The sequence below is a fragment of the Streptomyces sp. NPDC005799 genome (genome assembly GCF_040630525.1).
Classification (GTDB): Bacteria; Actinomycetota; Actinomycetes; order Streptomycetales; family Streptomycetaceae; genus Streptomyces; species Streptomyces griseorubiginosus_B.
In genome coordinates, this window is record NZ_JBEXXQ010000059.1 from 58752 (window position 1) to 69822 (window position 11071).

The 11071-nt window shown below is 69.4% G+C and carries 7 protein-coding genes; 3 read left to right on the forward strand and 4 right to left on the reverse strand.

Annotated elements, in window-relative coordinates:
• Positions 1-273: 273 nt before the first annotated feature.
• Both ABZ453_RS41050 and ABZ453_RS41055 read right to left on the reverse strand, forming a co-directional pair.
• Positions 274-1029 (reverse strand): class I SAM-dependent methyltransferase, encoded by a 756-nt coding sequence (locus ABZ453_RS41050; RefSeq protein WP_359023559.1) that lies wholly within the window; start codon positions 1027-1029, stop codon positions 274-276.
• A gap of 650 nt (positions 1030-1679) precedes the next feature.
• Positions 1680-2948: an aminotransferase class III-fold pyridoxal phosphate-dependent enzyme gene (locus ABZ453_RS41055; RefSeq protein ID WP_359023547.1), complete on the reverse strand. Its 1269-nt coding sequence runs from the start codon at positions 2946-2948 to the stop codon at positions 1680-1682.
• A gap of 223 nt (positions 2949-3171) precedes the next feature.
• Here ABZ453_RS41055 and ABZ453_RS41060 point away from each other — a divergent pair, with 223 nt between their 5' ends.
• On the forward strand, positions 3172-4857 hold the full coding sequence (locus ABZ453_RS41060) for a PucR family transcriptional regulator ligand-binding domain-containing protein (RefSeq protein WP_359023549.1): 1686 nt from the start codon (positions 3172-3174) through the stop codon (positions 4855-4857).
• 813 nt (positions 4858-5670) lie between these two features.
• Here the strand turns inward: ABZ453_RS41060 and ABZ453_RS41065 are convergent.
• Entirely contained in the window at positions 5671-7002 is a 1332-nt protein-coding gene (locus ABZ453_RS41065; RefSeq protein ID WP_359023551.1) for a class I SAM-dependent RNA methyltransferase, read from the reverse strand.
• A 91-nt stretch (positions 7003-7093) separates the two neighbouring features.
• The gene (locus tag ABZ453_RS41070; protein ID WP_359023553.1) at positions 7094-9193 is read right to left on the reverse strand and encodes an APC family permease; all 2100 of its coding nucleotides are present in this window, start codon (positions 9191-9193) and stop codon (positions 7094-7096) included.
• Between the two features lie 424 nt (positions 9194-9617).
• Between ABZ453_RS41070 and ABZ453_RS41075 the strand changes: the two genes are divergently transcribed.
• Together ABZ453_RS41075 and ABZ453_RS41080 are read left to right on the forward strand one after the other, a co-directional pair.
• The gene (locus tag ABZ453_RS41075) at positions 9618-10289 is read left to right on the forward strand and encodes a TrkA family potassium uptake protein (protein ID WP_359023555.1); all 672 of its coding nucleotides are present in this window, start codon (positions 9618-9620) and stop codon (positions 10287-10289) included.
• Positions 10289-10966, forward strand: a complete 678-nt coding sequence (locus tag ABZ453_RS41080; RefSeq protein ID WP_356761828.1) for a TrkA family potassium uptake protein — start codon at positions 10289-10291, stop codon at positions 10964-10966. Before ABZ453_RS41075 ends, ABZ453_RS41080 begins: the two co-directional genes overlap by 1 nt.
• The last annotated feature ends 105 nt before the right edge of the window (positions 10967-11071 follow it).

An 11071-nucleotide genomic window follows, 5' to 3' on the forward strand; every position in this document is an offset into this window, starting at 1 on the left:
TGAAGGACAGCCTCGACGAAGCACGGACCCCCGATGCACTGACCGTTTCTGTCACCGAAGCACCGCCCGATTGAGGCGCTGAATGGCCGGCTGGTTCTGTCGGTAATTGGTCACGTCAGTTGTTCGTGAAAGCTGACGGCACCAGGTGACGGCCCAGAAAGACGTTCGCGAATTCCGACGTCACCGTCGGGGATGCGGTGTCAAGTCGAAGGCCAGGGACGCAACGTCCTGGGAGGAACCGCGCGGTCCGGCCAGGGATTGAGAGTCCGGTGTTCATACCTTGCTCGCGACCACCATGTAGTTCTCGGCGTCAAGATCGAACGTGCTCAGTTCCGTCTGGAGTCCGACCCGGTGCAGCTCGACTTCGAGTTCCTCGTACCGGTAGGGCCAGCAGGACAGCACTTCCGAGCGGACAAGAACCAACCCGGTCGCATCAACTTGCGCGATCGCAATCTCGATGTGGTGCTCCTCCTCCCAATGCGGCGCAATCTCCCAGCGGTAGACCACGACGGCATCGCGACCGTTCCGGCGGACGAGTCGGTCACTGATCTCCAGCCGGGAACCTCCGGCCCTCACGACTTCCCAAGTGCGGGATGTGAGTACCAAGCGCCCGCCTGGGCGCAGGAGTCGTGCCATCGACTCCAGAGCAGCACCCCTGCCTGTCGCGCCCGTGGCATGGTGAAGCGAGTTGCCAACGCAGAACACCATGTCGAACGTGTTGTCCTGGAAATGGTCGGGCAACTCTTCCCAGTTCGCCCGTAAGGCCCGGACGGATGCCCCGAACTCCTCGGACAACGCTGCAGTCCGACGAACCATCGCCTCGCTGGCGTCAGTTGCGACAACCTGGATGCCACGACCGGCGAGACCAACCGCCAACTGTCCGGTTCCGCACGAACAGTCGAGGACCTGAGCGTTCGACGGCAGGAGATTCAGGACGTCGTCGAACGTCGCAGCGAACTCGGCCGGAGGCAACTTTGCATCCGAGATGAGCCATTCGTACACCTCGGCAAGCACGTCATAACCTGTCACAACCACTACCTCCGTCACGCGGCAGACTCACGGTAGAACGTCAGTCCATCAGCGGAGCAATCCGGGCACCAATGGTTTTCGCAAGGCACCGAGTCCTGCCGCCTCGCTCACAGCCGCGAACTCGCCCACTAATCCATCCCCACACCATCCGGACTGCCGTCAGAATTCACCAACATCCAGCCGGCCCGAGGTCACGAACCGCCGTCAACTTTCACGGCCAAACGACGTCAGCATTCCCGGTCAAAGCCAGCCGGCTGAGGTGCTGGGTCACAGCCGTCTCCCGGCGGAGGTCCGAAGACCGGCAGTAGATCAGCGTTCCGTGAGCGCCATGCTGCAGGCGCTGCGCCCCTCTCACCTCGGTGATGGGCTTGGACGAGGCAATCGTGGCCGCCATACGGGCCCACTGCGGCTCGGACTCCGTCACCGGCCTCCCCGAGGGACGTGACTGGACGTACGGCAGCGCCGGAGAACCTGGCCGCTTACCTGCGCGACTTCCGCAAGCTCCTGACCCAAGACGCGAGGGAGCGAGCGGTGTGGGAGCCTGTGCGGTCGCCAACAGGCGGACCGTCGCCGCGGTGACGACCGCACAGGAGCCCTCGGTGCGCGCAGGCCGGTGCGGCCGGAAAGGACGGCGCCCCGGCCCGACCGTGTCAACGCCGCGCCGCTCCCGATGTGCCGGCCTCCACCGCGGCCGCCCATGCCTGAAGGCCCTGGTCCACCGCCGTCTCGTCGATCACCAGGGCCGGGATCATCCGCACGACCTGGTTCCAGGCGCCGCACAGAAGCAGGAGCAGGCCCTGGTCGACAGCGGCGCGCTGCACGCGGGCGGCAGTCTCGGGGTCCGGACTGCCGTCCTCGGTGACGAACTCGGTGGCGAGCATGAGCCCGAGGCCGCGTACGTCGCCGATGCCTACGGTCCGGTCGGCCACCGCCTCCAGGCCTTGGCGAAGGCGCTTGCCCATCGCCTCGGCGTTCTCGACGAGCCTCTCGTCTCGGACGACGTCGAGGGTGGCGCAGGCCGCGGCGCAGGCGACGGCGTTGGCGCCGTACGTACCGCCCTGCGAGCCGGGCCACGCCTTGGTCATCAGGTCCTCGGAGGCGGCGATTCCTGACAGCGGGAACCCGCTGGCCAGGCCCTTGGCGGTGACGAGGATGTCGGGCGTGACGCCGAAGTGGTCATGACCCCAGAAGCGACCGGTGCGGCCGACGCCCGTCTGTACCTCGTCGAGGATCAGCAGGAAGCCGTGGCGGTCAGCCCGCTCCCGCAGGCCCTCCATGAAGGCGCGGTTGGCGGGGACGTATCCACCCTCGCCGAGCACCGGCTCGACGATGATCGCGGCCGTGTCGGCGGGCGAGGAGATCGTCTGGAGCGTGTAGTCCAGCTCCTTCAGGGCGAAGCGGGTCGCGGTCTCCTCGTCCCAGCCGTACCGGTACGCAGACGGGAACGGAGTGACGACGACACCGCTCATCAGCGGGGAGAAGCCGGACCGGAAGCGGGTGCCGGAGGTCGTCATGGAGGCGGCGGCGACCGTACGGCCGTGGAAGCCGCCGTGACAGACGATGACATTGGGGCGGCCGGTGGCCTGCCGGGCCAGCCGCAGCGCCGCCTCCACCGCCTCGCTGCCGGAGTTGGTGAAGAACAGGCTGTCGAGCCCTTCGGGCAAGACCCCGCCCAGCTTGTCGACAAGCCGCTGCAGTGGCTGGTGCATGACTGTCGTGTACTGGCCGTGGACGAGGGTGCCCACCTGTTCCTGGGCAGCCGCTACGACCTTGGGGTGGCAGTGCCCGGTGCTGGTCACGCCGATACCGGCGGTGAAGTCAAGGTAGCGGCGGCCGTCATCACCGTAGAGGTGGACGCCCTCTCCCCGGACCGCCACCACGGGCGTGGCCTGGCGAAGGTGCGGCGACAGTGCAGTCATGTTCGTCTCCCGGCGGGTCGTCGGTCTGGCTCCGGTCCGGTCGAGCATCTCCGCGTACCTCGGTGACGCCAATGCTCGATCTGTCCGCCCGCGCCGCGGCATCCGGACGTTGTGTCAGCCGCACCGGGCATCACGCCCCGCTCGTTCTGCTCAGCGGCCCATTCATAGCTCTTGCGCAGGTCAGTGAGGCTTGTCAGGGTGACGGAGCACCCAGGGAGGTCCCATGCTCGAGAAGCACCACACGGCTGCAAGGCCCTTCACCGACGGTCTTGGCGCCTCCTTGGCAGGCCCGGACATGGCCACCGCGGGCCATCCGCTCACCGTGGCCGACGTTCTGACCCTTCCCGTCCTGTCCGCCGGGCAGCCGCAGGTCGTCACCGGAGCAGACCTGCTCGACCGTCCCGTTCGCTGGGTTCACATGACCGAGCTGACCGACCCCGCCTCTTTCCTCAAGGGCGGCGAGCTCGTACTGACCACCGGTATGCCCCTGCCCGAGGAGCCGGCCGGCGTACGCCGCTACGTGAACGAACTCGCCGACATCGGCGCGGCGGCCTTGGTCATCGAACTGGTCCGCCGTTACCACCGCCCGCCCGACGCCCTGGTCCATGCCTGCGAGGCCCGCGGGCTCCCCCTCGTGACCCTGGCACAGGACGTCAACTTCCTTGAGGTCACACAGGTCGTCCACGCTCTCATCCTCGGCAACCAGGCCGAGGAGATGCGCCGGACCCAGCGCATTCACGAGGCGTTCACCGCCCTCACCCTGCGCGGCGCTGTGGCCGAGGAGGTCGTACGTGCCGCCGCTGAGATGAGCGGCCACACCGTCGTCCTGGAGAACCTGGCCCACCAGGCACTGATCTGCGCGCCCTCCGCAGACACGGTCGAGGCAGCGCTCAGCGACTGGGAACGGCGCTCTCGAGCGACACCTCCCGCCGGCCGCACATCCGTGTCCGGACCCGGCGGCTGGCTCGTGACATCCGTGGAGTACCAGGGCGAAAGCTGGGGCCGGGTGGTCATGCTGCCCGCCCCGCCACGCCAGCCCACCCCGTCGACGTTCGGCCCCACCGCTGTGACGGTCCTGGAGAGAGCTGCGATGGCCCTCACCATCGCCCGCGTCATCCACCCCGTGCCCTGGGAACGCACCGCACACCGCAATCTCCTGCGCGACCTCGTCGGACAACGTCACCACTCTCCTACGGACGCCGATGCCCGGGTCGCCGCACTGGGCCTGTCCACCAAGGACTGCAACTTCATGGCCGTGCTCGCGGACTTCCCTCAGGAGACCGACGCGACGAAGAGCGAGGCCCTCCTCTGCGAAGAGCTGAGGAAGCAGGGGACACAGGCCCTCGTCGGCGTGCTCGGCCCCACGCGCCTCGGCATCCTCCTGTCCCTGCGCCCCGGCCGGCCCTGCCCACCCGTGGTCGAACACCTGAGCCGCACCGTACTCGAGTTGGCGCCGGGGGCCACCGTCAGCGCAGGCAGCGAGGCGGCGGACCTCTTCGATGTCGCCCGATCCTTCCGCGAGGCGACCCGCGTCACCGAAGCCACCGAGCCCGGCCGGCCGCTCCCGCCGGGACGCTCCTACCACAAGCCATCCGACATCGGCCTGCGCCGCCTGCTCTTCGCGCTCCGGGAGGACACCCGGATCCAGGACTTCACCGAGCGCCGGCTCAGCCGGCTCCTCGACCATGACGCCCGCCACGGAACGGACTTGCTGACGACCTTGCGCCACTACCTTGACGCGGCAGGCAACAAGACCCTGGCAGCCCGCTCCGGCTGTCTGTCCCGCGAGACCGTCTACCAACGTCTGCGCAGCATCGAGCGGATACTCGACTGCGATCTCGAGTCCGGCGAACACCGCACCGAACTGCACGTGGCACTCACAGCGCTCGACGTCCTACGGGCCAGGTGAGCGGGAAGGACGAAGCGGTCCGCACACGACGCGTGGACCGCGGTCTCTACGGTCGGCTTCAGGCGCCCTCGACAGGGTCAAGCGGACCCGTCCGCGACATCGCGCTCCTTCATCGAGCGGGGGTTCGATGCACTGGACCCAAAATGGAGCGGAGGACGCCCGAGGGCGATCAGTGAGCGGCTGCGTGAACACATCCGCCTCGCAACAACCAACGCTGGACCCGCACCTGAGCGACCCTGCCACAAACCAAGGGGGAAGCCGTGACAGCTCACGGTGCGGCTTCTCCCGCCCTTCCGCAAGGACATCGTTGCTGGTCCCGGGGCGCCGCCGTGGTGGCGGCCCCGCGATCGGGATGCTCGCCGCGGTGCATCCGGCGCCCGCCGAGGCGGCGCGGGTGAACACCGTAGCCAAGAGTCTGTCCTCCTCAGGGCTGAGCAGACTGCGGCAACCAGCTCACCTGGGCATCCGCCCTCGCTCGCTTGCGACACCGGCTCGCACTCGGCTGCCGCCATCCCGGAGTGCGGGTGCGCGTCGCCTTCCCACCGACAGGACGTGCCGGCTGGCGATTGACCCGCGCTATCTGGTCCGGGACAACCGCGTCACGCTCCGTCAGAATCAGCGTCGAACGAGCGTCAAGACATTCGCCGAACCCGGCCCTCACGAAGTTGAGGCAGAGCGTTCTCGACCCGCGCCCCGCTGCGAAACCGCAGGTGGGGCAGGTGGCAGTAACCTGCATCATGCTCCACGGGGTGGAGCTTCAGAAACTTGTCGGCACGACCCGCCCGCAACCTGGGAAATCAGAAGAGCAGCAGGTCAGACGCCCTTTGTCGCGGGTTCCAGAATCGCCACACACTCCACGTGGTGCGTCATCGGAAACAGATCGAACGCCCGCAGCGTCCGCACCCGGTACCCCCCGTCCCTGAAGTACCCCAGGTCGCGGGCGAGCGCCGCGGGGTCGCAGGCGACGTAGGCGATGCGGCGGGCGCCCAGGGAGGAGAGGTGTTCGACGGTCTTGCGGCCGGCACCCGCGCGCGGGGGGTCCAGGACGATGAGGTCGACCTCGGTGATGCCGGTACGGGGCAGGACGGACTCGACCTTGCCCTGCTCGATGCGGACCCGGTCGAAGTCGGCGAGGTTGTGCCGGGCGTCCTCGACGGCGCGCTTGCCGGACTCGATGCCGAGGACGGCTCCCTTCTCGCCGAGCCGGTCGGCGAGGGCGCCCGCGAAGAGACCCACTCCGCAGTACAGGTCGAGCGCCGTCTCGCCCTTGCGCGGGAGCAGCCCCTGCATGACCGCGGTGACCAGGGTGTCGGCGGCCTTCGGGTGCACCTGCCAGAAGCCGCCGCTGCCCACGCGGTAGGTACGGCCGTCGGCGCGCTCGCGTACGAAGGGGCGGCCGTGCACCCGGTGGATGCCGCCGTCCTTCTCGCCGACCCGCATCACGGAGACCGGCTTGTCCAGTTCGACGATGGGCAGCCGGGCGCCCGGCCTCGGCTCCAGGATGACCTGGCGGTCCTGCGAACCGGTCGCCGCGATCGCGTCGATGGACGCCATGCCGGTCCAGTCCCGCTTCTCGATACCGAGCTCGCTCACTCCGGCGGCCGCGATCATGCAGTGGTCGATCGGCTCCACCTCGTGCGAGCGGTGCCGGCGCAGCCCCGCCCGTCCGGAGGAGGCGTCCACCGCGTACTGCACGCGGGTGCGCCACTGCGGCACCTCGCCCGCCGGCAGCTTGTCCCCCTCGGCCGGCATCACCGTGCCGTCCCAGCCGGCCTCCTCGGGCGTCAGCCCCGCGAGCCGGCGCAGTTGCTCGGCGACGACCTCGCCCTTCAGCCGGCGCTGCGCTCCCGGCTTGGCGTGCTGCCAGTCGCAGCCGCCGCAGCGGCCGGGACCGGCGTAGGGGCAGGGCGCCTCGACACGGTCCTTGGACGCCTCCAGCACGGACACGGCGTCCGCGCGCAGGAAGCGGGCCCCCTCCTCGCCCTCGGTCACGCGCGCCACGACCCGCTCACCGGGCAGCGCGTGCCGGACGAACAGCACCTGGCCCTCTTCCGTGCGGGCGATGCAGTGCCCGCCGTGGGCGACGGGGCCGACCTCGACCTCGTACTCCGCCCCGACCAGCGACTTCTTCGGTTCTGCCTGCATGGCGGGGTGACTCCAGAGGTGAGAAAGAACGGCGGCCGGACAACAGCCCACCAGTCTACGTGGGTGCCGTCCGGCCGTTGACCGGCGAGCGTCAGCCCTGCGGGCCCGGCGTACCCGAGGTGCCCGAGGTGCCCGAGGTGCCCGAGGTGCCCGACGGCTCCTTCGCCCGGCCCGCCTGGGCGGGGCCGCGCCGCACCGAACCCGGCGCGTTCCACTCCTGCCGCTTGCGGGCCCGGGCCCGCGCCAGCTCCGAGGACTGCAGCTGGTAGGGCACGGACGTCACCATGATCCCCGGCGTGAACAGCAGCCGGCCCTTCAGCCGCAACGCGCTCTGGTTGTGCAGCAGATGCTCGTACCAGTGGCCGACCACGTACTCCGGGATGATCACGGACACCGCGTCGCGCGGCGACTCCTTGCGCAGGCTCTTGACGTACTCGATGATCGGCCGCGTGATCTCGCGGTAGGGCGAGTCCAGCACCTTCAGCGGTACGTCGATCCCGCGCCGCTCCCACTCCTCGCGCAGCGCCTTGGTCTCTGCCGGGTCGACGTTGACGGTGAGCGCCTCCAGCGAGTCCGAGCGCATCAGCTTGGCGTAGGCGAGGGCGCGCAGCGTCGGGCGGTGGATCTTGGAGATCAGGACGACGGAGTGGATGCGGGAGGGCCGCACGCTGTCGTCGCTCGGGCCCTCGGGGGCCGCGATCTCCGCGGCGACGCCGTCGTAGTGCTTCCGGATGGCGGTCATCGTCGCGTAGAAGATGCACATGCCCAGGAGCGCCACCCAGGCGCCGTGCGTGAACTTGGTGACCAGGACGACGACCAGCACCAGGCCGGTGAAGAAGGCACCGAAGGTGTTGATCGCCCGCGAGCGGATCATGTGGCTGCGCTTGGCGGGGTCCTTCTCGACCGCGAGGTGGCGGTTCCAGTGCCGGACCATGCCGGTCTGGCTGAGGGTGAAGGACACGAACACGCCGACGATGTAGAGCTGGATCAGCCGGGTGGAGTCGGCGCCGTAGATCACGGTCAGCAAGGTCGCGGCGCCGGCCAGCAGCACGATGCCGTTGGAGAAGGCGAGGCGGTCGCCGCGGGTGTGCAGCTGGCGGGGCAGGTAGCGGTCCTGGGCGAGGATCGAGCCGAGCACCGGGAAGCCGTTGTAGGCCGTGTTGGCGGCCAGGAACAGCACGAGCGCGGTGGCCGCGGCGAGCACCACGAAGAAGAAGCTGCCCTTGCCGAAGACTGCCTCGGCGACCTGGGTGATCACCGGGTTCTGGACGTAGTCGGCGCCGACCCCGACGCCGTGCTTGAGCAGGTCGGTGGCCGGGTTCTCGGCCATGCGGACCTTGGTCGTCAGGGCGAGGACGATGATGCCGCAGAACATGGTGACGGCGAGCAGACCCATCGCGGCCAGCGTGGTCGCGGCGTTCTTCGACTTCGGCTTGCGGAAGGCCGGCACGCCGTTGGAGATCGCCTCGACACCGGTGAGCGCGGCACAGCCGGAGGAGAAGGCGCGCAGCATCAGGAAGACCAGGGCGAAGCCGGCCAGACCCTGGTGCTCGGCCTTGATCGTGTACTGGGCGGTCGGCGCGCGCATGGTGTCGTTCAGCACCAGTCCGCGGAAGGCGCCCCACGCGATCATGACGAAGACGCCGCCGACGAAAACGTACGTCGGGATCGCGAAGAGCTTGCCGGACTCCTTGACGCCGCGCAGGTTCATCAGGGTGAGCAGCACGATCACGCCGACCGCGCACAGCACCTTGTGCTCGACCACGAAGGGGACCGCCGAGCCGAGGTTCTCGATGCCGGAGGCGATCGACACGGCGACGGTCAGGACGTAGTCGACGAGCAGGGCGCTGGCGACGGTGAGGCCCGCCTTGGAGCCGAGGTTGGTCGTGGCCACCTCGTAGTCCCCGCCGCCGCTGGGGTAGGCGTGCACGTTCTGCCGGTAGGAGGCGACCACGGTGAACATCAGCACGACGACCGCGAGGGCGATCCAGGGGCTGTAGTGGTACGCCGACACGCCCGCGATGGACAGGACCAGCAGCACCTCTCCGGGGGCGTAGGCCACGGAGGACAGCGGGTCGGAGGCGAAGACGGGGAGGGCGATGCGCTTCGGCAGGAGCGTTTCGCCCAGCCGGTCACTGCGCAGTGCGCGCCCGATCAAGATCCGTTTGGGCACGTCGGTCAGTTTGGACACAACAGAGCATCGTAGGCGTTCGAACGGGTGCTCAACCACCCTCCCCCGCTCTCGACACGCCCGAGCGGCGGTCCCCCGCCTTCCATCTGCTCACCGGGTGAAATCCACAAGCGCTTCCGCTGCGGATTCCGCAGGCGGCCCGGCCTTCATGCCTATATGACTGACTCCCGCCCGTTTCCCGGCCGTAGCCGCCCTCCGGAGGTCCCATGCACGCCACGGCGGAAGTGATCGGCGCCGCCGCGACCCTCGTCGGCCTCGGAATCCTGACACTCGCGAGCGCGCGGAGCATCAGCCGTCGCCGGGACACCGGGAGTGACGGCAACCGTGCACAGGGGTGCCGACGTCCTACCGCGCGTGTGTAGCTTGGGCGTCGGTCTGAGACCCTGATGCTGAGCTGTAGTTTTTGGACACCGGAAGGACGGTCGTGCACATCGTCATCATGGGCTGCGGAAGAGTGGGTTCCGCTCTGGCCCAGACATTGGAGCAACAGGGGCACACGGTCGCCGTGGTCGACCAGGACCCCACCGCCTTCCGCCGTCTCGGCCCCGGCTTCGGCGGCCGCCGGGTCACCGGGGTCGGCTTCGACCAGGACACCCTGCGCGAGGCCGGCATCGAGGAGGCCGGCGCCTTCGCGGCCGTCTCCAGCGGTGACAACTCCAACATCATCGCGGCGCGCGTCGCCCGCGAGATGTTCGGCGTGGAGAACGTCGCGGCCCGGATCTACGACCCCCGCCGCGCCGAGGTCTACCAGCGCCTGGGCATCCCCACGGTCGCCACGGTCCGCTGGACCGCCGACCAGATGCTGCGCCGACTGCTCCCCTCGGGCGCCGAGCCCCTGTGGCGCGACCCCAGCGGTGGTGTCCAGCTCGCCGAGGTGCACACCTCGACCGCCTGGGTGGGCCACAAGATCAGCAGGCTCCAGGAGGAGACGGGCGTCCGCGTGGCGTTCCTCACGCGGCTCGGCGAGGCGATCCTGCCCACGTCGCAGACGGTGCTGCAGGAGGGCGACCTGGTGCACGTGATGATGCGCACCGACGAGGTCGACAAGGTCGAGGCGTCCTTCGCCAAGGGTCCCGAAGAGGAGGGCGGTCACTGATGAGGGTCGCCATTGCCGGTGCCGGCGCGGTCGGCCGCTCGATCGCGGGCGAACTGCTGGAGAACGGCCACGAGGTCCTGCTCGTGGACAAGACGCCGACCGCCATCTCGGTCGAGCGGGTCCCCCAGGCGGAGTGGCTGCTGGCCGACGCCTGCGAGATCACCTCCCTGGACGAGGCGGCGCTCCAGCGCTGCAACGTCGTGATCGCCGCGACGGGCGACGACAAGGTCAACCTGGTCGTCTCCCTGCTGGCGAAGACGGAGTACGGCGTCCCGCGCGTCGTGGCCCGGGTGAACAACCCGAAGAACGAGTGGCTCTTCAACGAGTCCTGGGGCGTCGACGTGGCGGTCTCCACCCCGCGTCTGATGTCGGCCCTGGTCGAGGAGGCGGTCTCGGTCGGTGACCTGGTCCGCCTGCTGCGCTTCAGCCACGGCGACGCGAACCTGGTCGAACTGACCCTCCCGGAGGAGTCGGCCCTCGCCGGCACCCAGGTGGGCGACGTGGAATGGCCGGAGGACACCTCCCTGGTCACGATCATCCGCGGCACCCGGGTCCTCACCCCGTCCCGCGACGACTCCCTGGAACCGGGCGACGAGCTGCTGTTCGTCGCCGCGCAGGCCAGGGAGGAGCAGCTGGAGGACCTGCTGTCGGTGCGCCGGGAGGACGCGGCGGGCTAGCGGTCTGCGGTACGACGACGAGGGGCGCCCCCCCCCCCGGGGGGGGGCCCCGGGGGGGGAACCGTGTGGATGGCACTAGGCGGTGGCGGGCCCCCGCCCCCCCCC

What these genes read in the sequence shown, in the direction of transcription:
- ABZ453_RS41055 (WP_359023547.1), bottom strand. Translation starts at nt 2,948, where the DNA reads ATGACTGCACTGTCGCCGCACCTTCGCCAGGCCACGCCCGTGGTGGCG.
- ABZ453_RS41060 (WP_359023549.1), top strand. Translation starts at nt 3,172, where the DNA reads ATGCTCGAGAAGCACCACACGGCTGCAAGGCCCTTCACCGACGGTCTT.
- ABZ453_RS41065 (WP_359023551.1), bottom strand. Translation starts at nt 7,002, where the DNA reads ATGCAGGCAGAACCGAAGAAGTCGCTGGTCGGGGCGGAGTACGAGGTC.
- ABZ453_RS41080 (WP_356761828.1), top strand. Translation starts at nt 10,289, where the DNA reads ATGAGGGTCGCCATTGCCGGTGCCGGCGCGGTCGGCCGCTCGATCGCG.